Origin of the sequence: Streptomyces sp. NBC_00386, from assembly GCF_036063235.1 — a bacterium.
Taxonomy (GTDB): domain Bacteria; phylum Actinomycetota; class Actinomycetes; order Streptomycetales; family Streptomycetaceae; genus Streptomyces.
The window spans coordinates 3939140-3959322 of the sequence record NZ_CP107950.1 but is presented as its reverse complement, the minus strand read 5'-3'; the positions used below and the strand labels follow the sequence as shown (position 1 = coordinate 3959322).

The window sequence follows — 20183 nt, the reverse complement described above, 5'->3', positions numbered from 1 at the left end:
TCCACCTGGTCGCCACCTCAGACAGTTAACCCCGTGAGATCTCCGAAGGGGGAGGTCGGATCGTGACGACCACCAGCTCCAAGGTTGCCATCAAGCCGCTTGAGGACCGCATTGTGGTCCAGCCGCTCGACGCCGAGCAGACCACGGCCTCCGGCCTGGTCATCCCGGACACGGCCAAGGAGAAGCCCCAGGAGGGCGTCGTCCTGGCCGTGGGCCCGGGTCGCATCGAGGACGGCAAGCGTGTCGAGCTCGACGTCGCCGTCGGCGACATCGTTCTCTACAGCAAGTACGGCGGCACCGAGGTGAAGTACAACGGCGAGGAGTACCTCGTCCTCTCGGCTCGCGACGTGCTCGCGATCATCGAGAAGTAATTCACCCGGTAAGGGCGTTCGGGGGCTTCCCCCGGACAACCCCGCACCAAGCATTGCAGTGAACTGCGCCCCTGGCCCCCGCTACTTTCGATGAACCGGGCGCTGGGGGCGCCGTTCGTTTCTCCCAAGTTTTCCGAGAGGGCTGAACCGCTCCCATGGCGAAGATCCTGAAGTTCGACGAGGACGCCCGTCGCGCCCTTGAGCGCGGCGTCAACAAGCTTGCCGACACGGTGAAGGTGACGATCGGCCCCAAGGGCCGCAACGTCGTCATCGACAAGAAGTTCGGCGCCCCCACCATCACCAACGACGGCGTGACCATCGCCCGTGAGGTCGAGGTCGAGGACCCGTTCGAGAACCTCGGCGCCCAGCTGGTGAAGGAGGTGGCGACCAAGACCAACGACATCGCGGGTGACGGTACGACCACCGCCACCGTGCTGGCCCAGGCGCTCGTGCGCGAGGGCCTGAAGAACGTCGCCGCGGGTGCCTCCCCGGCGCTGCTCAAGAAGGGCATCGACGCCGCGGTCAAGGCCGTCTCCGAGGAGCTCCTCGCGACGGCCCGCCCGATCGACGACAAGTCCGACATCGCCGCCGTGGCCGGGCTCTCCGCGCAGGACAGCCAGGTCGGCGAGCTCATCGCCGAGGCGATGGACAAGGTCGGCAAGGACGGTGTCATCACCGTCGAGGAGTCCAACACCTTCGGTCTGGAGCTGGACTTCACCGAGGGCATGGCCTTCGACAAGGGCTACCTGTCCCCGTACATGGTGTCCGACCAGGAGCGTATGGAGGCCGTCCTCGACGACCCGTACATCCTCATCCACCAGGGCAAGATCAGCTCCATCCAGGACCTGCTGCCGCTGCTGGAGAAGGTCATCCAGTCGAACGCCTCCAAGCCGCTGCTGATCATCGCCGAGGACGTCGAGGGCGAAGCCCTGTCGACCCTGGTCGTGAACAAGATCCGCGGCACGTTCAACGCCGTCGCCGTGAAGGCCCCCGGCTTCGGTGACCGCCGCAAGGCCATGCTCGGCGACATCGCCACCCTCACCGGTGGTCAGGTCATCGCCGAGGAGGTCGGCCTCAAGCTCGACCAGGTCGGCCTGGACGTGCTCGGCAGCGCCCGCCGCGTGACCGTCACCAAGGACGACACCACGATCGTCGACGGTGCCGGCAGCAGCGACGAGGTCGTCGGCCGCGTCAACCAGATCAAGGCCGAGATCGAGAACACCGACTCCGACTGGGACCGCGAGAAGCTCCAGGAGCGCCTCGCGAAGCTGGCCGGCGGCGTGTGCGTGATCAAGGTCGGCGCCGCCACCGAGGTGGAGCTCAAGGAGAAGAAGCACCGTCTGGAGGACGCCATCTCCGCGACCCGCGCCGCGGTCGAGGAGGGCATCGTCTCCGGTGGTGGCTCCGCGCTCGTCCACGCCGTGAAGGTCCTCGAGGGCAACCTCGGCAAGACCGGCGACGAGGCCACGGGTGTCGCGGTCGTCCGCCGCGCCGCCGTCGAGCCGCTGCGCTGGATCGCCGAGAACTCCGGCCTGGAGGGTTACGTCATCACCGCCAAGGTCGCCGAGCTCGACAAGGGCCAGGGCTTCAACGCCGCCACCGGCGAGTACGGCGACCTGGTCAAGGCCGGCGTCATCGACCCGGTCAAGGTCACCCGCTCCGCCCTGGAGAACGCCGCCTCCATCGCCTCCCTGCTCCTGACGACCGAGACCCTGGTCGTCGAGAAGCCGGCCGAGGACGAGGGCGACGCCGGCCACGGCGGCCACGGGCACTCCCACTGACGTACAGCGGGAACTCCCTGAGGACGGGGCCGATGCCCCTCAAGGGACGCCGTTCGTCGAACAGCGCTTGACCGCTTCGCCCCGCCGCACCGCGGCGGGGCGAAGTGCTGTCCGGCGGGCGCGCCGACGCGTCTTTGACGTCAGGAACGTCTTGCCTGGTCACGCGGGGGCGCCTTCCGGGAACTGCTGCCGCAGGAGTTCCCCGTCGAGACGGACCGGCATACGGGTGGGACACGGGCGGCGGCATCGGCGGGCACACACCGGCTGGTCTACCGGGCCACCGAGAAGGAAATCGTGATCATCAAGGCTCGCTACCACTACTGAGTGACCATTACGCAGAGGCCTGTGCGGGCTGCGGGCCGCACTGTTCGGCCGTTCCGGTCGCTTCGTCGGCGGTGTCACTCACATTTGGTGTCCCTTCCGGTAGTGGGTGACCGCGAGCGTGACCAGGCACACGGCGATCAGCCCGAAACCGATGAGGAACGCGGGGCTGATCCAGGGGGAGACGAGGTCCTCGGTCCGTCCGTCGTTCCAGTGACAGGTCGCGCGCGGAGGCAGGAACTGGTCCTCGTACCAGTCCCATTCCTCCATGACCGGCGCGGCCGGCGCGCACATACGTGCCGGATCGGCCAGCAGAACCTCTGCCTCGCCCAGAAGGAACGAGGGAACACTGACGATCACGCATCCGAGGATGATGTTCAGGGGGCGTGACGTCCCGGAGGATCTGAGGCACACCAGGCCCACGAGGACCACGAGCACGGTCCAGCTCGGCACGGAGGACTCCTGACGGAACGAACGTTGCTGGTCGGCGAGGTACTTCGCCCGGTTGCGGTCCTCCAGGTCCGAGGACATCCGCGAATCCCCGGCAGTATTCCCTGAGTTCGTCCGGCGGGAAAAGACTGGGAAGGATCACGCCTTCCTTCGCCGTGCCGAGCACGAGCCGGGCCCGGCCTGCCGCGATGAGGTTGTTCGGCGTGGTCAGGGCGTCGAAGGAGGCTCGACCACGACTCGGACGCGCTACATCCCCCGCTCGTGCTCACGGACGTAGGTGTAGCCGCGGGGCAGTACGTGAGGTCCCGCCAGACCGGCTCGTGCGTGATCCTCCCGGTAGGCGGCTTTCGCTTCCGTGCTCGCCTCTTTGCCGAGGTGCCCGATGCGCATCAGATGGCCCGCCACGCGGTGAGCGCTCATCGCGTGTCCGGCGCCGAAGATCCCCCGAACCCCTGTCCGGGGAACGCCATCGAGGCCGCGCGCAGGCGGACGTCCTACAGCCTGAACGGACACGAGGTCTCGTACGCGCGGATGCGGGCGGCCCTGCGCGGGCTCGCCCAGGACTGTGCGAGCCGTTACGGGTGGGACCACCGGCGGTACCGCGTCGACCTGGCCGGCGCGTTCTTCGACGGCGGTCAGCCCCCGCGAGGGCTTCCCGGGCGGCTCGTCGCCGACCTCCGGCACACCCTCGACCGGGGCGGCGTCGTACAGAGGAAGGCCGCGGAGCACAGGACGGCCCCGCGGCAGGTGTCCTCCAACCACGCCTCCGACCGCCGACGACCGGAACCGTCCCACCGCCGCAAGCCGTACAGGCCCCGGCCCGTAAGGCCCATGCCGATCACGGCGCGGCTGCCGAACCCGCAGAAGTCCGGCGAGCAGCCGGCCGACCGCGCCCGGCGCCGCCGTGCCGCGGAACTGGCGCCGGCCAGTGGGCCACCGACTTGGTGGATCTATGGAATCCGGGGGACCAGCCCTCCAGAGCGGCCGAGACGGTCATCGGAGCCACCCGGCCGTACGGTCGTCAGCCCCCGACGCTCCTGCGGAACCGGCGGATGCCCAAGGCTCAGAGCTTGTCGTCGCGCACCACGTCCAGGTCCGTGAAGGTCGGCATCCCGTCGCAGAGCGCCACCATCTCCTGGAAGATCTTCTCGGTCTCCGGCATCTTCGAGTTCTTCATCGCCTCCTCGTACGACGGGAACTCCACGATCTCCACGAAGTGGTTCGCGTCGGATCGGTCCTTGCCGATGACTCCGCGCGTCGCGGTCCGTTTGCCGTTGGTCTTCTCGACCCAGGTGTCCATCAGCTGGTTCATCTCGTCGAACCGACTGGTTCTGCCGTCAATCAGCTGTACGAAAGTCATGGCGCCGCCTCCGGCTCTCGCTCCGGTCGAATCACCTCAATCCTCTCACCGGAGGGGCGGCACCACCCACTGCACGATCATCGCGAGCGCCCGCCCCGAGCCTCCCGAGGCCCACTCGATCCGCTCTGCCGGGTCCCCGCTTCACCCGGTCCCCGCTTCACTGAGGTCCGTACTTCCGCCCGGTCTTCGACGAGATCCCGCCCAGCAGCGCACGCGGCGTCACCTTCACCACGCCCATGAGCACCTTGTAGCGCGGGTCCGGGACCGACAGGGTCCTTCCGCGGGCCAGGTCGGCAAGGGCCGCCGAGACCAGCTTGTCGGCGTCCAGCCACATCCAGTTCGGGATGTTGTCCGTGCCCATGCCGGCCCGCTCGTGGAACTCGGTGCGCACGAAGCCCGGGGCCAGCGCCATCAGCCGCACCCCGCTGCCCGCGAGGTCCTTCGCCGCGCCCTGCGTGAACTGCACGACCCACGCCTTCGACGCCCCGTACGTACCCCGCGGCACGAACGCCGCGACCGACGCCACGTTGACGACGCCGCCCCGGCCGCGCTCCCGCATCGCCTCGGTCGCCGCCGACGTCAGCCGGAGCACCGCCTCGCAGTGCACCTTGAGCATCTTCAGCTCGTCCGCCATCGACACGTCCAGATAGCGGCCCTTGTTGCCGAAGCCGGCGTTGTTGACCAGCAGGTCGACCGGGTTCTTGCGGTCGGACAGCCGGGCGGCGACCTCCTCGATGCCCTCGTCCGTCGCCAGGTCCGCGGTGAGCACCTCCGCCTCGATGCCGTGCCGGTCGTGCAGCTCGGTCGCCTGCTCGTGCAGCCGCTTCGTGTCCCGCGCCACCAGCACGAGGTTGTGCCCGTCCGCCGCGAGCCGCCGCGCGAAGGCGGCACCGATCCCCGCGGTCGATCCCGTAATCAGAGCCGTTGTCATGGCGCAAGGGTAGTGACCGGCCGCGACCCCCGCCCCCGGTGCGGCCGACCGCCCGCCCGCGCTCCGTAGGTACCTCGCACCAGGCCCCACATACGCGGGCACACCGTGAACACGGCACGGACATCGCCGCGGACGGTGCCCGGGCCGCCCCTATCCGCCGTACTTCGCCACGTACTCCCGCGCCTCCGCCAGCGACTCCGGGTGCAGGGCCTCACCCGCCGCCAACAGTCTCGGCAGCAGCTTCCGTTCGGTCGTCGCGGCGCGGAACTGGACGGCGACGGTGACATCGTGGCCGGGCCGGTGCACGATCTCGACCGGGTCCCCGGAGCGGATCTCACCGGGCTCGATCACCCGCAGATACGCGCCCGGCGCACCCCGGTGCGTGAACCGTCTGACCCAGCCCTTCTCGCCGAGGTGCTCCTGGAAGGTGCGGCACGGGATGCGCCCGCAGGTGACCTCGAGGACGAGGCCGGAACCCATCCGCCAGCGCTCACCGATCAGCGCGCCGGACACGTCGAGCCCCAGCGTCGTGAGGTTCTCGCCGAACCCGCCGTTCGGCAGCGTCCGGCCGAGCTCACGCTCCCAGTCGTCGAGGTCCTCGCGCGCCACCGCGTACACCGCCTGGTCGTCACCGCCGTGATGGCGCAGGTGGCACACGGCGTCCCCGGCCAGTCCGCTTCCGCCGGTCCCCTTGGGCCCCGGTGCCGTCACGCGGACCGGACCGTCGACCGGCCGCTTGTCGATGCCGGTCACGCCCTCCGGCTGGTCCGTGTACGGGACGGCCCGTGCCCGGCCCAGGTTCACTGACAGAAGCTTCATGCCATCAAGCTAGGCGATACAGGTCAAAGCGTCGACGTGATATTCGGCGCCACACCCAAGACGCGCTTATGCTCGAAGGGTGATCGAGGCTCGTCATCTCCGCGTTCTGCGCGCCGTCGCCACCACCGGATCCTTCTCGGCGGCGGGCCGTGAGCTGGGCTGCACCCAGCCCGCCGTCAGCCAGCAGATGAAGGCCCTGGAGTCCTCCGTGGGCACCCCGCTGCTCGTCAGGACGGGCCGCGAGATGCGCCTCACCCAGGCAGGTGAGGCTCTGGTCAAGCACGCGGCGAGCATCCTGGCCGGCCTCACGGCGGCGGAGGAGGAGGTCGCCGCGATCGCCGGGCTGCGGGCGGGCCGCGTCCGGCTGGTCTCCTTCCCCAGCGGCAGTTCCACCCTCGTTCCCACGGCCCTCGCCGCGCTGCGCGCGGCCCACCCGGGCACCCGTGTCTCCCTGGAGGAGGCCGAACCGCCCGAGTCCGTCGAGAAGCTCAGGGCCGGTGACTGCGACATCGCGCTCGCCTTCCGCTACGAGAGCGCTCCGGGCGCCGAGGAATGGGACGACCTCGTCGTACGGCCCCTGCTGATGGACCGACTTGTCGGCCTGGTGCCCGAGCGGCACCCGCTCGCGCGCGCGGAGTCCGTCTCGATCGGCGATTTCGCCGGTGAGTCGTGGATCGCGGGCTGCCCGCGCTGCCGCGGCCAGCTCGTCGAGGTCTGCCGCGGTGCCGGTTTCGAGCCTCGCATCGACTTCGCCACCGACGACTATCCGGCGGTGGTGGGGCTCGTGGGCGCGGGACTCGGCGTCGCCGTCCTGCCGGAACTCGCGATCGAGTCCGTACGTCCGAAGGGGGCCCGGACCGTGACGGTGGAGCCCGCGGTGCGCCGCGAGATCGTCGCCCTCACCCTCCCCGACCTCGCCGAGGTGCCGGCGGTGGCCGCGACGCTGGACCGGCTGGCACGGGCGGCGGCCCGCTAGCGGTTCGCCCGCTGGGGAGCCGGGCCGTCACGGACGGGCTCAACTCCTCCTGTGTTTCCCTGCACTGTTTCCCTGCACGTCCTGTGTTCCCCGCATGCGCCGTGCGCGTCTCCTCGTACGCACCCCGGTTTGTGCGCACAGGCCCGTACGTACCGTGTACCTCCGACCCGTACGTACTCAGCTCGTACGCGCCTTCAGGGCAGGAACGTTCCTTCAGCTGTTCGAGGCGGAAGCGTTTCCTGTGGCCGCCGCCGAGACCAGTCGGTTGCGTGCCCGTCCCATGAGCTCTTCACGCTCGTCCTCGGTCAGTCCGCCCCATACGCCGTACGGTTCGCGCACCGCGAGCGCGTGTGCCGCGCACTCCGCGCGTACCGGGCATCTCATGCAGACCTCTTTGGCCGAGTTCTCACGAGCGCTCCGTGCCGCACCACGCTCACCCTCCGGGTGGAAGAAGAGCGAGCTGTCGACCCCTCGGCAGGCCGCGAGGAGCTGCCAGTCCCAGAGGTCCGCGTTCGGACCGGGAAGGCGGGAGAAATCTGCCATTGCGTGTCCCCTTGCTGCCGTTCTGGGCTGCTCTGTGCCCACCGACCGTACATCTACGATCTAAGGAGATGAAAATATGACTCATTGCGAATCTAGTCTCAGACACCAGCAAATGGGAAGAAAACAGGCTGAATGGGGCATGGGTTGTGATGAAACGTTGAGGGTCGGCGCGCATGTCTCCACCGTGTCCGCGCCCTCACGTACAGTGCCGATGACGGCCGACCGCCCCGTAACTCTTTCGAGTGACCATCGTTGAGATGGCTGAGGCGGTTGAAGGAACAAGCGCTCGGGTAGGCGGTCATATCCGCCTGCGAGTGTCGACCGCACAGGTGACGATTCGTAACAGCCTGGAGGCTCAAGGTGACGCGCATCAGCTGCGGAGGACGGTCATGACATCCGTCCTCGTCTGCGACGACTCCCCGCTTGCCCGAGAGGCGCTCCGCCGCGCGGTCGCGACCGTGCCCGGTGTCGAGCGCGTGACGACGGCGGCCAACGGCGAGGAAGTCCTCCGCCGCTGGGGAGCCGACCGTTCGGATTTGATTCTGATGGACGTACGTATGCCCGGATTGGGCGGCGTGGAGACGGTCAGGCGGCTGCTGTCCGCCGACCCCGGTGCGCGCATCATCATGCTCACCGTCGCCGAGGACCTGGACGGTGTGGCGCTCGCCGTCGCCGCCGGCGCCCGCGGCTATCTCCACAAGGACGCCTCGCGGGCGGAACTGCGCGCCACGGTGACCCAGGCGCTCGCCGACCCGACGTGGCGGCTCGCGCCGCGCAGACTGCGTTCGGCGGAGATGGGCGCCGCGCCCACGCTCACCGCGCGGGAGATCCAGGTGCTCGAAGGAATGAGCCACGGACGCTCCAACGCGGAGATCGGCCGTGAGCTGTTCCTCTCCGAGGACACGGTCAAGACCCACGCACGGCGGCTCTTCAAGAAGCTCGGCGCCTCGGACCGGGCGCACGCGGTCGCGCTCGGATTCCGGTGGGGCCTGGTTCGCTGAGGGGTGGCCCGTGGTCCGGGGTGGATCGGCGCGCGCCGTCCGACGTGCGGCGTCGCACGGCAAAGGGCCGTCCTCGTACGAGGCATGCCCGCGCGGTCCGGCGAAGCGGCGAGGTGCGTTCGCTGTCATCGCGCGCCCGCCGGGGACCACGGGAGAGCCCTTGGGCGAACCGCCTCGCGGGTACGACGGCAGCAGTCCCTGCCCGCCGGACGGCGGGTGGGGCAGGGGCCTCGGAGAGAGCCTCCTCGGTGTCCGGACTCCGTTTCCCGGCGGATGCCGCATCCTTGAGGTGTGGAGTTCCTTGGGGACAAGTCGGTCGAGCGGAAGGGGAGGGCGCAGGAGATGAGTTCCGGCGCACCTGCTCATAACGCTTCGGTGCACAACTATGGACGCGGTGCCACGGACAGGACGACGTCGAGGCACCATGGACCGATGCGTGAAGACGAGACGACGGGGATCGGTGCGCTCGTCCTTCGCGCGGTCGACGGTGACGAACAGGCCACGCACGACCTGCTCGCCCACGTACACCCGCTCGCGCTGCGTTACTGCCGCGCCCGTCTGTCCCGGCTCCCGGGGGACGCGCGGCACTTCGTGGAGGACCTGGCGCAGGAGGTCTGTGTCGCGGTGCTCCTCGCGCTGCCGCGCTACAAGGACACCGGGCGCCCGTTCGAGGCGTTTGTGTTCGCGATCGCCGCGCACAAGGTCGCCGACCTCCAGCGTGCCGCGATGCGCCATCCGGGGTCCACGGTCGTCCCGTCCGACGAGATGCCGGAGCGGCCCGACGACTCCCTCGGCCCCGAGGAGCGCGCGCTGCTCAGCAGCGACGCCGAATGGGCGAAGAAACTCATGGCCAACCTTCCCGAGAACCAGCGCGAGCTGCTCCTTCTGCGCATCGCGGTGGGCCTCACGGCGGAGGAGACCGGCCAGATGCTGGGCATGTCACCGGGTGCCGTCCGGGTGGCCCAGCACCGTGCGCTCAGCCGGCTGCGGGCACTGGCGGAGCAGTAGGGATCCGGGTCCGGTCACGGTGACGCCGTGGCCGGGGTGGCGCGGTCCCGTCGTGTCCGTCGCACCCGTCGCGTCTCTGCCGGCAGGACACGTTCCGGTGATACCGGTCACCGCGGTCAGCCGGCGCCCCGCGCGCCGGAGCCCTTTTCCTCCGCAAATTGCAGGCAAAAGTTGGCGGACCCCGACGGCGTCGATCCGGCAGGCCGGGACGGCTGCGTGGCGCCCTTCGCGGGCGGGGCGGGGTGCCGGCCGGCGTCGGCCCACCCCGGCCGGGCTGCCCGAGCGGGCTCCGGGCCCTTCTCCGGGTACGGGTCTGAACGGGAACGACCGTCATCCCGTACGAACATACGAAGCCGAAGCCCACCCTCAACCGTGGAATGAGAGAGCCATGCTTCCCGTTAGCATGGACATCCGCACCGATCAAGGCCATTTGGGGAAGGTGTCATGACTGCCAACGTCGACGGAGTGCCCGCCAAATTCGCGACACTCGGGCTGACCTACGACGACGTGCTGCTGCTGCCGGGCTCGTCGGACATGGCGCCCGACCAGATCGACACCGCCTCGCACATCTCGAAGAACGTCCGGGTCAACATCCCGCTGCTCTCCGCCGCCATGGACAAGGTCACCGAATCGCGTATGGCGATCGCGATGGCCCGTCAGGGCGGCGTCGGTGTTCTGCACCGCAACCTGTCCATCGAGGACCAGGCCAACCAGGTCGACCTGGTGAAGCGCTCCGAGTCCGGCATGGTGACCGACCCGATCACCGTGCACCCGGACGCCACGCTCGGCGAGGCCGACGCGATCTGCGCCAAGTTCCGGATCTCCGGTGTGCCGGTCACGGACGGCGGAGGCAAGCTGCTCGGCATCGTCACCAACCGCGACATGGCCTTCGAGACCGACCGCTCGCGCCAGGTGCGCGAGGTCATGACGCCCATGCCGCTGGTCACCGGCAAGGTCGGCATCTCGGGCGGCGACGCGATGCAGCTGCTGCGCCGCCACAAGATCGAGAAGCTTCCGCTGGTCGACGACGCGGGCGTCCTCAAGGGCCTCATCACCGTCAAGGACTTCGTCAAGGCGGAGAAGTACCCGAACGCGGCCAAGGACGGCGAGGGCCGTCTGCTGGTCGGCGCGGCCGTCGGTGTCGCGGGCGACGCCTTCGAGCGGGCCCAGGCCCTGATCGAGGCCGGCGTCGACTTCATCGTCGTCGACACCGCGCACGGCCACTCCCGTCTGGTCGGCGACATGGTCGCCAAGATCAAGTCGAACTCCTCGGGCATCGACGTCATCGGCGGCAACATCGCCACCCGTGACGGCGCGCAGGCCCTCATCGACGCGGGCGTCGACGGCATCAAGGTCGGTGTCGGCCCCGGTTCCATCTGCACCACCCGCGTCGTCGCCGGTATCGGCGTACCGCAGGTGACGGCCATCTACGAGGCGTCGCTCGCCGCCAAGGCGGCCGGCGTCCCGGTCATCGGCGACGGTGGCCTCCAGTACTCCGGCGACATCGCGAAGGCCCTGGTCGCGGGCGCCGACACGGTGATGCTCGGTTCGCTGCTCGCGGGCTGCGAGGAGTCCCCGGGCGAGCTGATGTTCATCAACGGCAAGCAGTTCAAGTCGTACCGCGGCATGGGTTCCCTGGGTGCCATGCAGTCCCGTGGCGAGCAGCGCTCCTTCTCCAAGGACCGCTACTTCCAGGAGGGTGTCGCCTCCGACGAGAAGCTCGTCCCCGAGGGCATCGAGGGCCAGGTGCCCTACCGCGGCCCGCTCTCCGCGGTCGTCCACCAACTGGTCGGCGGTCTGCGCCAGTCGATGTTCTACGTCGGCGGCCGTACGGTGCCCGAGCTCCAGGACCGCGGCCGGTTCGTGCGCATCACCTCGGCGGGCCTCAAGGAGAGCCACCCGCACGACATCCAGATGACGGTCGAGGCGCCGAACTACAGCCGCCTCAAGTAGTCGTCCGTACAGCTGTACGGTCTCCACGCGCGCGTGGAGACCGCCACGAGGGCGGTCCCGGAGCTTCCGGGGCCGCCCTTGTCGTGGGCGTCGGGGATACTGGGAGGCGCAGAAGCGAAGAGGGAAAGGCCACAACGTGACTGAGATCGAGATCGGGCGCGGCAAGCGCGGCCGCCGGGCGTACGCCTTCGACGACATCGCCGTCGTCCCGAGCCGCCGTACGCGGGACCCGAAGGAGGTCTCGATCGCCTGGCAGATCGACGCGTACCGCTTCGAGCTGCCCTTCCTGGCCGCCCCCATGGACTCGGTCGTCTCCCCGGCCACCGCGATCCGTATCGGCGAGCTGGGCGGCCTGGGTGTCCTGAACCTGGAAGGCCTCTGGACGCGGTACGACGACCCGCAGCCGCTGCTGGACGAGATCGCCGGTATGGACTCGGAGACCGCGACCCGCCGTCTCCAGGAGATCTACGCGGCTCCCATCAAGGAGGAGCTGATCGGGCAGCGCATAAAGGAGGTGCGCGACTCGGGAGTCGTCACCGCCGCCGCCCTCTCCCCACAGCGCACGGCGCAGTTCTCCAAGGCCGTCGTCGACGCGGGTGTGGACATCTTCGTCATCCGCGGTACGACGGTGTCGGCCGAGCACGTCTCCGGTGCCGCCGAGCCGCTGAACCTGAAGCAGTTCATCTACGAGCTCGACGTCCCGGTGATCGTCGGCGGCTGCGCCACGTACACCGCGGCGCTGCACCTGATGCGCACCGGCGCGGCCGGTGTCCTGGTCGGTTTCGGCGGCGGTGCCGCGCACACCACGCGCAACGTGCTGGGCATCCAGGTCCCGATGGCCACCGCCGTCGCGGACGTCGCCGCGGCCCGCCGCGACTACATGGACGAGTCCGGCGGCCGGTACGTGCACGTCATCGCCGACGGCGGTGTGGGCTGGTCCGGCGACCTCCCCAAGGCCATCGCCTGCGGCGCCGACTCCGTGATGATGGGCTCCCCGCTCGCGCGCGCCACCGACGCGCCCGGCCGCGGCCACCACTGGGGCATGGAGGCGGTGAACGAGGAGCTGCCGCGCGGCAAGAAGGTCGACCTCGGCACCGTCGGCACCATCGAGGAGATCCTCACCGGTCCGTCGCACATCCCGGACGGATCGATGAACATCTTCGGCGCCCTCCGCCGCGCCATGGCCACCACCGGCTACAGCGAGCTCAAGGAGTTCCAGCGCGTCGAGGTGACGGTCGCGGACTCGCAGCACAAGCGGTAGCCACCACGGCTTCAGCAGCACTCACGCCCGCATGTGAGAAGGGCCCCACCGACTCGGTGGGGCCCTTCTCACGTGTTCGGGTCCTGCCGGCCGTTCATGAGCGGGAACAGCCGGACCGGCGTCTCAGTGGCCGTGCCCGGTCTTGCGGGCGCTCTGGAACGCCACGTAGGCCGCGATCGCGAAGAAGACGAAGGTCAGCGGGTCGGCCTCGTCCTTCCATGCCTGCTGGACCACGTCGAAGTGGTCGAAGAAGACGGTGGAGAAGCTGAGGCCGACCTGCTTGGCGCCGATCATGGCCTCGCCGATCAGCTGACCGAGGTAGATCCCGGCGACGGACACGATCACGCTGACGACCGGGAGCGTCTGGTTGCGGCCGCCGACGCGGCCCGCGGCGATGCCGACGAGGAAGCCGACACCGACGGCGGCGTAGCCGATCTCGTGCTTGGTGAGGCCGATGATCAGGCCGTACAGGATCGCGGAGACCACGCCGGCGCCGATGGCGGCGACGAGGCCGAGCGCGAAGTTGCCCTGCGCCGGGGCGGCCGGGGCGAAGGGCGCGACCGGGAAGCCCGGCTGGGGCGCGCCCTGCGGGAAGGCCTGCTGCGGGACGGGCGGCTGGTCGGCCGGAGCGGCGGGCGCGGTCGGCGCGGCGGCACCGGCGGGCGCGGGCGCGTCCGCGGCGTACGGGTTGTTGTCGACCGGTGGACCGGACGGCGGCGTCGACTGGCTCATGTGGTTCCCCCCAGGGATGCGGGCGCACTGTCGGTGTGCGCGTGGAGTGCCGCCGCACACCTGTCGACGCCCGGGGCATGGGCGCACGAGTGTGCGAGAGCTGCCGCAGATTAGCAGGGGGGAGTGACAATCGGTGAGGTAATTCCCCGGCTCAGAGCCGGTGTGCCGCTCCCGTCGGGGTCGCCCCCCTTGTGTCCAGGAGGAGTTGGGCCTTCACGGACAGTCCTTGCAGGTCGTAGGTGCGGTGTTGCTGGAGCAGGATCGTCAGGTCGGCGTCGGCCGCGGCCTCGTAGAGGGAGTCCGCGCGCGGTACGGGCCGCCCGAGGACGCTCCAGGCCGGTACGTGCGGGTCGTGATAGCTGACGGACGCGCCGAGTTCCATCAGCCGTACGGCGATCTCGTGGGCGGGGGAGCCCTGTTGGTCGGCGATGTCGGCCTTGTAGGTGACGCCGAGGAGGAGCACCCGCGCGGCCCGGGCGGACTTCCCGTGCTCGTTGAGCAGCGCGGCGGCGCGCTGGATGACGTACTGGGGCATGTGGTTGTTGACCTGCCGGGCCAGTTCGACCATCCGCAGCGGGCGTCCGGAAGGGCCGCCGAGGTCCTGGGAGATCCCGTGGCCGCCGACTCCCGGGCCGGGCCGGAACGCCTGGAACCCGAACGGCTTGGTCTCCGCGCAGCGGATGACGTCCCACAGGTCGACGCCCAGGTCGTGGCAGAGCACGGCCATCTCGTTGACGAGCGCGATGTTGACGTGCCGGAAGTTGGTCTCCAGGACCTGCACGGTCTCCGCCTCGCGGGGGCCGCGCGCGCGGACGACCTTGTCGGTGAGCCGGCCGTAGAAGGCGGCTGCCGACTCGGTGCACGCGGGGGTGAGACCGCCGATGACCTTCGGTGTCCCGGCGGGGGTGACGTCGCGGTTGCCGGGGTCGACCCGGCTGGGCGAGTACGCGAGGTGGAAATCGCGCCCGGCGCGCAGTCCGGAGCCGGTTTCGAGGAGCGGGCGGAGGAACGCCTCGGTGGTGCCGGGGTGCACGGGCGATTCCAGGATGACCGTGGTGTGCGGGCGCAGCCGTGCGGCCAGGGTGCGGGCCGCCGACTCCACCTGGCCGAGGTCCAGGGTGCCGTCCGCGCCCCGTGGGGTCGGTGCGCAGATGACGGCGGTGCGGACACGGCCCAGCTCGGCCGGGTTCGTGGCCGGCCGGAAGCCGCGCGCGAGCATCCGGCGCAGCTCCGCGGGGGTGAGGGAGCCGCCTTCCGGTCCGGTTCTGTAGCCGAGGGTGGAGATGCCGGCGGCGACGGCGGCCTGGGCCAGGGGCAGGCCTAGGTGACCGAGTCCGATGACGGCGAGGTCTGCGGGCATGGAGTGGGCCGTCCTTCCCAGTAACCGATGCGGGACAGGTGCGCAAGCCCTGTGGACAGGATGGGCGAGAGCAATGTCAGACTAGGAGTAAATATGACCGATTTACGGGATTGATCGATCAAGATTCCTTGCGCGTCGCCCAGAGTTGTCCACAGGCTGAGGGCGGACGGTGGCCGATGAGGGGAGAGACGGTCAGACTTTGGGCAGGGGGGATGTGAGCCGGGCGTCGCCGGACGGTGCGGCCAGCGCGACCTACAGCGGGAGGCAGCGGTGAGGACAGCGACACTGGGGCCGGCGGAGCGCGCCGAGTCACTGGCGGGAATGGCCGAGCGTGAGCTGGACGTGCTGGTCGTGGGCGCGGGCGTGGTCGGCGCGGGCACCGCGCTGGACGCCGCGACGCGCGGTCTGTCCACCGGCCTGGTCGAGGCGCGTGACTGGGCGTCGGGCACGTCGAGCAGATCCAGCAAGCTGATCCACGGTGGCCTGCGGTATCTGGAGATGCTCGACTTCGCGCTCGTCCGCGAGGCACTGAAGGAGCGGGGCCTGCTCCTCGAACGGCTCGCGCCGCACCTGGTCAAGCCTGTCCCGTTCCTCTATCCCCTCCAGCACAAGGGCTGGGAGCGGCTGTACGCGGGCTCCGGCGTCGCGTTGTACGACGCCATGTCGATGGCCCGCGGTCATGGCCGCGGCCTGCCCGCCCACCGCCATCTGAGCCGCCGCCACGCCCTGCGCGTCGCACCGGCCCTGAAGAGGGACGCGCTGATCGGCGCCCTGCAGTACTACGACGCCCAGATGGACGACGCCCGCTATGTGGCGACCCTGGTGCGCACGGCCGCTTCGTACGGTGCGAAGGTCGCCAACCGCGCGAGGGTCACCGGATTCCTGCGCGAGGGAGAGCGGGTGGTCGGGGCCAGGGTGCGCGACGTCGAGGGCGGCGGCGAGTACGAGGTCCGCGCCCGCCAGATCGTCAACGCCACGGGCGTGTGGACCGACGACACCCAGGCCATGGTCGGGGAGCGGGGCCAGTTCCACGTCCGGGCGTCCAAGGGCATCCACCTGGTCGTGCCGAAGGACCGGATCCACTCCTCGACGGGCCTGATCCTGCGCACCGAGAAGTCCGTGCTGTTCGTGATCCCCTGGGGCCGCCACTGGATCATCGGCACCACCGACACCGACTGGGACCTGGACAAGGCCCATCCGGCCGCGTCCAGCGCGGACATCGACTATCTGCTGGAGCATGTGAACTCGGTGCTCTCCGTGCCGCTCACCCGTGACGACGTCGAAGGCGTGTACGCGGGGCTGCGGCCGCTGCTGGCCGGGGAGTCGGACGCCACCAGCAAGCTGTCGCGCGAGCACACCGTGGCCCACCCGGTGCCCGGACTCGTGGTCGTGGCCGGCGGCAAGTACACGACCTACCGGGTGATGGCCAAGGACGCGGTCGACGCGGCGGTGCACGGCCTCGACCAGCGGGTCGCCGAATGCGTCACCGAGGACACCCCGCTGCTCGGCGCGGAGGGGTACCGGGCGCTGTGGAACGCGCGAGCGCGGATCGCGGCGCGCACCGGCATCCACGTGGCGCGTGTGGAGCATCTGTTGAACCGGTACGGGGCGCTCGCCGAGGAGCTCCTCGACCTCATCGCGGCGGACCCGTCCCTCGGCGCGCCCCTGCCGGCGGCCGAGGACTACCTCCGGGCCGAGATCGTCTACGCCGCCTCGCACGAGGGCGCCCGTCACCTGGACGACGTCCTGACCCGGCGTACCCGCATCTCCATCGAGACCTTCGACCGGGGCACCCGCAGCGCCCGTGAGGCCGCCGAGTTGATGGCCCCGGTCCTCGGCTGGGACAAGGACCAGATCGAGCGCGAGGTGGAGCACTACGAGAAGCGGGTCGAGGCCGAGCGGGAGTCCCAGCGCCAGCCGGACGACCTGACGGCGGACGCGGCCCGGCTGGGGGCGCCGGACATCGTGCCGTTCTGACCGCCGCTTCCCGCCCGAGTCACCCGAACGGGTGTGGTGAGCCGGGATCCCTGCCCGCGGCCCGGCCGTTCTACGGGGTGCGGGAACAGAACTCGGCGGCGAGCAGGGCCGCGTAGAAGCGGTTCAGGTCGGCCGGCGTGATCACCAGCTCACCCGCCGCGCCGGCCACGTGCGGGTACCGGGGAACGAAGTACCGGTCAGACGCAGGGGGGTGATGATGCGCCGCCCGGCCTCGGTGGCGTACGAGTGGCCGGTGACCTGTTCGACGATCATGCCGAGCCGCACGTAGTCGGTGTTCGAGTGGGCGAAGCGGCCGCGGGCGGCCGGGGGACGGGTGAGTGCGATGCGCAGGGCCTGAAGAGGAGTCACGGGGACGGCGCCCCCGGGTCGTCGTGGTGAAGTCGTAGAGGCCGCTGGTGTGGTGGAGCAGGGTGCGCAGGGTGATGCGGCGGCCGTCGTTGCCCGCGCCGCGCACCAGGCCGGGCAGCTGGCCGTCGACGGAGTCGGACAGGGACAGCCGGTGTTCGGCGGCGAGTTGCAGGACGGCCGTCGCGATGAACGATTTGGTGATGTTCCCGGCACGGAAATGTTCGGAACGGTCAATTCTGTTTCCGGTGCTCGTGAAACGTGAACCGGACCGGTCGTCGGCGAGCAGGGCGGCCGCGGGGGCACCGCCACGCGTGACGAGGCGGGTGAGCGCGGTGTCCGGGACCCGGGTGACGACCGTTCGCGCGGCGGCCGGCGCCTGCCCCGGCGGGTCGGCCCGGACCGTCAGGAGCAGCGTCAGGGACACGGGTATGGCCAGAAGCGTCCGAAGTGTCCAGGGTGGTGGCGTCGCGGGGTCCTTCCTTGTCGCGGCCCATGGTGAGGCGCGTCCCTGTGCGGGGCGCCGTCGTTGGGGCCGGTCCTGGAAGCGGGCGCGGCGACCCGCGGGACCTCGGTCGTGGGGCGGCCGGCGTGCGCTGTGCACGGCCGCGGGAAGGCTTTCAGTGGGTTCCGGACGTCTCACTGGCTGAGCTGTTGCGGTTCCAGGGGCCCCCAGGGCGCTGGGCACTTGTCGGGTAGGGGACAATGGAGGCTCTGTCAGGGCGGGTTGCATGAGGGGACGCATGTCGGAGGCAGAGCGGACGGGAGCATCCCGTCAGGACAAGAGCGATCGTCTCCTCGCCGGGCGGTACCGGCTGGGGGATGTTCTCGGCCGCGGCGGCATGGGCACGGTGTGGCGCGCCGAGGACGAGACCCTGGGCCGTACGGTCGCCGTGAAGGAGCTGCGGTTCCCGTCGGCCATCGACGAGGACGAGAAGCGCCGGCTGATCACGCGCACGCTGCGGGAGGCCAAGGCCATCGCGCGGATCCGCAACAACGGCGCGGTGACGGTCTTCGACGTGGTCGACGAGGACAACCGGCCGTGGATCGTGATGGAGCTCATCGGGGGCAAGTCCCTCGCCGAGGTCATCCGCGAGGACGGAGTGCTCACGCCGAAGCGTGCCGCCGAGGTGGGTCTTGCCATCCTCGACGTGCTGCGATCGGCACACCGTGAGGGCATCCTGCACCGGGACGTGAAGCCGTCGAACGTGCTGATCGACCATGACGGCCGGGTCGTGCTCACCGACTTCGGCATCGCCCAGGTGGAGGGCGACCCGTCCATCACCTCGACCGGCATGCTCGTCGGCGCACCCTCCTACATCTCGCCGGAGCGGGCGCGCGGTCACAAGCCCGGCCCCGCGGCCGACCTGTGGTCGCTGGGCGGTCTGCTGTACGCGTCGGTCGAAGGCGTGCCGCCCTACGACAAGGGCTCCGCGATCGCGACGCTCACCGCGGTGATGACCGAGCCGGTCGAACAGCCCAAGAACGCGGGCCCGCTGGAGAACGTGATCTACGGCCTGCTCGCCAAGGATCCCGAGCAGCGGCTCGACGAAGCGGGCGCCCGGGCCATGCTCAACGAGGTGCTGCGCGAGACCGGGCCCGAGAAGAACCTGCCGGAGCCGCCGGACGCGACGAAGGTCGTGGCGATGCCGCCGCTGCCGGAGGAACCGGCGCGGCTGCGCGGGGCTCTGCGGTCGGTACGCAAGGCCGCGACCGCGGCCGGGGCCGCCACGGCGGCGGCCACCTCGGCGGCGGCCTCCCGCGCCAAGACGGCCGGCGGCCCGGGTTCCGGCCCTGCGGAGGGAGCGGCCAGGACGGTCTCCCCGCGCACGGGTCCGGGGTCCGGCGCGGCGGCCGGCCCGGTCGGCGGCGCCTCCGGGGCGACCGCCGCGGCGAGTCCTTCCGTGCCGGTACAGCCGAGCGGTCCCGACGGCAAGCCGGCGAACTCCGGTTCGGCCGGAGGCGGCGGAGCCGCGGGTACGCGCGGCGGTTCGGGGTCCGGATGGCCGGTGGCACCCGAGCGTCCGGTTCGCCCGGCGCCGAAGGCCTCGCTCACGGATGTCGTGCCGCTGCGCACCCTGGTGATCCTCGCGGTCGTCGTGGCGCTGGTCGTGGTCGGCACCGTGCTGGCCCTCACGTTCGGCGGCGGGGACGACGACGGCGCCAAGGGCGGCACCGGCGCCAAGGCGACCGCCTCCAGCGGAGCGGCCGCCGGCAGCGGGAAGAGCGGCGACGACAGCAAGGACGGCGGCAAGGACAAGAGCGACGCCTCGCACACCGACAGCGGCGACAAGTCGGGCTCCGGCTCGGACGACTCCGCGGACACCTCGTCGGACACGAGCAAGAGCGACTCGGCCGGTTCGAGCGGCGACGGCAAGGAGTCGGGCTCGGGTTCCGCCTCCGTGACGACGTACAAGAGCGGCCAGGGCTTCTCGATCGGGCTGCCGAAGGGGTGGGCGTACAAGTCCCAGGACGCCGCGGGAGCCCGGTTCACCGGTCCCGGCGGACAGAAGCTCCTCGTCGGCTGGACGTCGACTCCCAAGGACGACCCGGTCGCCGACTGGAACAACCAGGAGCGCTACATGACGCGCTCCCAGTACAAGAAGATCGTCATAGAGCACGTGAGCTACCGCGGCTGGAACACGGCCGACTGGGAGTTCACCTACGTGGACGGCGGCACGAAGTTCCACTCGGTCGACCGGGGTTTCGTGGTGAACGCGCATCAGGGCTACGCGCTGATGTACACGGCCAAGGACGCCGCGTGGAACAGCGCGCTGCGCAAGAGCACGTGGGCCACGCTGACCAAGACGTTCCAGCCGAAGTCATGACGTACCGCCGGCCGAGGTGACGTTCCGCGACGAACGGGGCCCGAGATCTCGCATCACCGCTCTGCGGGTTGCCTCGGGCACGTATCGTGAGTGGTTGCGGACCGAACGAAGCCACAACGGAACGCACGGCGAACGGAATTGACCA

At 70.3% G+C, this 20183-nt stretch carries 16 protein-coding genes and 2 pseudogenes; 9 read left to right on the top strand and 9 right to left on the bottom strand.

The features are described 5' to 3' along the window. Nucleotides 1-62 precede the first annotated feature (62 nt). Both groES and groL read left to right on the top strand, forming a co-directional pair. Entirely contained in the window at nucleotides 63-371 is a 309-nt protein-coding gene (groES, locus tag OG780_RS17180) for a co-chaperone GroES (RefSeq protein WP_266761820.1), read from the top strand. A gap of 155 nt (nucleotides 372-526) precedes the next feature. Further along, entirely contained in the window at nucleotides 527-2152 is a 1626-nt protein-coding gene (gene groL, locus OG780_RS17175) for a chaperonin GroEL (RefSeq protein ID WP_326786024.1), read from the top strand. A gap of 402 nt (nucleotides 2153-2554) precedes the next feature. Here the strand turns inward: groL and OG780_RS17170 are convergent, their stop codons facing one another. The 5 genes and pseudogenes from OG780_RS17170 to OG780_RS17150 form a co-directional block, all read right to left on the bottom strand. Next, a complete protein-coding gene (locus OG780_RS17170; protein ID WP_328449167.1) occupies nucleotides 2555-3004 on the bottom strand; it encodes a hypothetical protein in 450 nt (149 codons plus the stop codon). A gap of 165 nt (nucleotides 3005-3169) precedes the next feature. Beyond that, the gene (locus tag OG780_RS17165) at nucleotides 3170-3343 is read right to left on the bottom strand and encodes a hypothetical protein (protein ID WP_328449165.1); all 174 of its coding nucleotides are present in this window, start codon (nucleotides 3341-3343) and stop codon (nucleotides 3170-3172) included. Nucleotides 3344-3989: 646 nt separating this feature from the next. Next, nucleotides 3990-4283 (bottom strand): annotated as a pseudogene (locus OG780_RS17160) (ester cyclase); the annotation flags it as partial. Nucleotides 4284-4440: 157 nt separating this feature from the next. Beyond that, nucleotides 4441-5214 (bottom strand): SDR family NAD(P)-dependent oxidoreductase, encoded by a 774-nt coding sequence (locus tag OG780_RS17155; protein WP_328449163.1) that lies wholly within the window; start codon nucleotides 5212-5214, stop codon nucleotides 4441-4443. A 150-nt stretch (nucleotides 5215-5364) separates the two neighbouring features. After that, entirely contained in the window at nucleotides 5365-6033 is a 669-nt protein-coding gene (locus tag OG780_RS17150; RefSeq protein WP_328449161.1) for an MOSC domain-containing protein, read from the bottom strand. Between the two features lie 79 nt (nucleotides 6034-6112). Between OG780_RS17150 and OG780_RS17145 the strand changes: the two genes are divergently transcribed. Then, nucleotides 6113-7009 (top strand): LysR family transcriptional regulator, encoded by an 897-nt coding sequence (locus tag OG780_RS17145; protein ID WP_328449159.1) that lies wholly within the window; start codon nucleotides 6113-6115, stop codon nucleotides 7007-7009. Between the two features lie 213 nt (nucleotides 7010-7222). Here the strand turns inward: OG780_RS17145 and OG780_RS17140 are convergent, their stop codons facing one another. Continuing rightward, on the bottom strand, nucleotides 7223-7552 hold the full coding sequence (locus OG780_RS17140) for a WhiB family transcriptional regulator (protein ID WP_328449157.1): 330 nt from the start codon (nucleotides 7550-7552) through the stop codon (nucleotides 7223-7225). 389 nt (nucleotides 7553-7941) lie between these two features. On the opposite strand from OG780_RS17140, the gene OG780_RS17135 reads away from it, so the two are divergent. The 4 genes from OG780_RS17135 to OG780_RS17120 all read left to right on the top strand — a co-directional run bounded on the left by OG780_RS17135 (nucleotide 7942) and on the right by OG780_RS17120 (nucleotide 12775). Continuing rightward, the gene (locus OG780_RS17135; RefSeq protein ID WP_003948568.1) at nucleotides 7942-8553 is read left to right on the top strand and encodes a response regulator transcription factor; all 612 of its coding nucleotides are present in this window, start codon (nucleotides 7942-7944) and stop codon (nucleotides 8551-8553) included. A gap of 432 nt (nucleotides 8554-8985) precedes the next feature. Further along, nucleotides 8986-9561: a sigma-70 family RNA polymerase sigma factor gene (locus OG780_RS17130; RefSeq protein ID WP_326785994.1), complete on the top strand. Its 576-nt coding sequence runs from the start codon at nucleotides 8986-8988 to the stop codon at nucleotides 9559-9561. Between the two features lie 444 nt (nucleotides 9562-10005). Further along, a complete protein-coding gene (guaB, locus tag OG780_RS17125; protein ID WP_328449156.1) occupies nucleotides 10006-11514 on the top strand; it encodes an IMP dehydrogenase in 1509 nt (502 codons plus the stop codon). Nucleotides 11515-11650: 136 nt separating this feature from the next. Beyond that, nucleotides 11651-12775 (top strand): GuaB3 family IMP dehydrogenase-related protein, encoded by a 1125-nt coding sequence (locus OG780_RS17120; protein WP_326785992.1) that lies wholly within the window; start codon nucleotides 11651-11653, stop codon nucleotides 12773-12775. A 123-nt stretch (nucleotides 12776-12898) separates the two neighbouring features. Here the strand turns inward: OG780_RS17120 and OG780_RS17115 are convergent, their stop codons facing one another. Continuing rightward, nucleotides 12899-13507 carry a hypothetical protein gene (locus OG780_RS17115; protein WP_328449153.1) on the bottom strand — a complete coding sequence of 203 codons (609 nt, stop codon included), beginning with the start codon at nucleotides 13505-13507 and terminating at the stop codon, nucleotides 12899-12901. A 151-nt stretch (nucleotides 13508-13658) separates the two neighbouring features. After that, nucleotides 13659-14867, bottom strand: coding sequence for a nucleotide sugar dehydrogenase (locus tag OG780_RS17110; RefSeq protein WP_328449150.1), 1209 nt, complete (start codon nucleotides 14865-14867; stop codon nucleotides 13659-13661). A 270-nt stretch (nucleotides 14868-15137) separates the two neighbouring features. On the opposite strand from OG780_RS17110, the gene OG780_RS17105 reads away from it, so the two are divergent. After that, nucleotides 15138-16844 (top strand): glycerol-3-phosphate dehydrogenase/oxidase, encoded by a 1707-nt coding sequence (locus OG780_RS17105; RefSeq protein ID WP_328449148.1) that lies wholly within the window; start codon nucleotides 15138-15140, stop codon nucleotides 16842-16844. A 91-nt stretch (nucleotides 16845-16935) separates the two neighbouring features. Here OG780_RS17105 and OG780_RS17100 read toward each other — a convergent pair. Further along, nucleotides 16936-17649, bottom strand: a pseudogene (locus OG780_RS17100) (serine hydrolase domain-containing protein); the annotation flags it as partial. A gap of 304 nt (nucleotides 17650-17953) precedes the next feature. On the opposite strand from OG780_RS17100, the gene OG780_RS17095 reads away from it, so the two are divergent. Further along, nucleotides 17954-20038, top strand: a complete 2085-nt coding sequence (locus tag OG780_RS17095) for a serine/threonine-protein kinase (protein WP_328449146.1) — start codon at nucleotides 17954-17956, stop codon at nucleotides 20036-20038. The last annotated feature ends 145 nt before the right edge of the window (nucleotides 20039-20183 follow it).

Excerpts from the sequence above, each read along its gene's own strand:
- groL (WP_326786024.1), top strand. The coding sequence starts at position 527 with ATGGCGAAGATCCTGAAGTTCGACGAGGACGCCCGTCGCGCCCTTGAG.
- OG780_RS17170 (WP_328449167.1), bottom strand. The coding sequence starts at position 3,004 with ATGTCCTCGGACCTGGAGGACCGCAACCGGGCGAAGTACCTCGCCGAC.
- OG780_RS17165 (WP_328449165.1), bottom strand. The coding sequence starts at position 3,343 with ATGAGCGCTCACCGCGTGGCGGGCCATCTGATGCGCATCGGGCACCTC.
- OG780_RS17155 (WP_328449163.1), bottom strand. The coding sequence starts at position 5,214 with ATGACAACGGCTCTGATTACGGGATCGACCGCGGGGATCGGTGCCGCC.
- OG780_RS17150 (WP_328449161.1), bottom strand. The coding sequence starts at position 6,033 with ATGAAGCTTCTGTCAGTGAACCTGGGCCGGGCACGGGCCGTCCCGTAC.
- OG780_RS17140 (WP_328449157.1), bottom strand. The coding sequence starts at position 7,552 with ATGGCAGATTTCTCCCGCCTTCCCGGTCCGAACGCGGACCTCTGGGAC.
- OG780_RS17135 (WP_003948568.1), top strand. The coding sequence starts at position 7,942 with ATGACATCCGTCCTCGTCTGCGACGACTCCCCGCTTGCCCGAGAGGCG.
- OG780_RS17130 (WP_326785994.1), top strand. The coding sequence starts at position 8,986 with ATGCGTGAAGACGAGACGACGGGGATCGGTGCGCTCGTCCTTCGCGCG.
- guaB (WP_328449156.1), top strand. The coding sequence starts at position 10,006 with ATGACTGCCAACGTCGACGGAGTGCCCGCCAAATTCGCGACACTCGGG.
- OG780_RS17115 (WP_328449153.1), bottom strand. The coding sequence starts at position 13,507 with ATGAGCCAGTCGACGCCGCCGTCCGGTCCACCGGTCGACAACAACCCG.
- OG780_RS17110 (WP_328449150.1), bottom strand. The coding sequence starts at position 14,867 with ATGCCCGCAGACCTCGCCGTCATCGGACTCGGTCACCTAGGCCTGCCC.
- OG780_RS17095 (WP_328449146.1), top strand. The coding sequence starts at position 17,954 with ATGTCGGAGGCAGAGCGGACGGGAGCATCCCGTCAGGACAAGAGCGAT.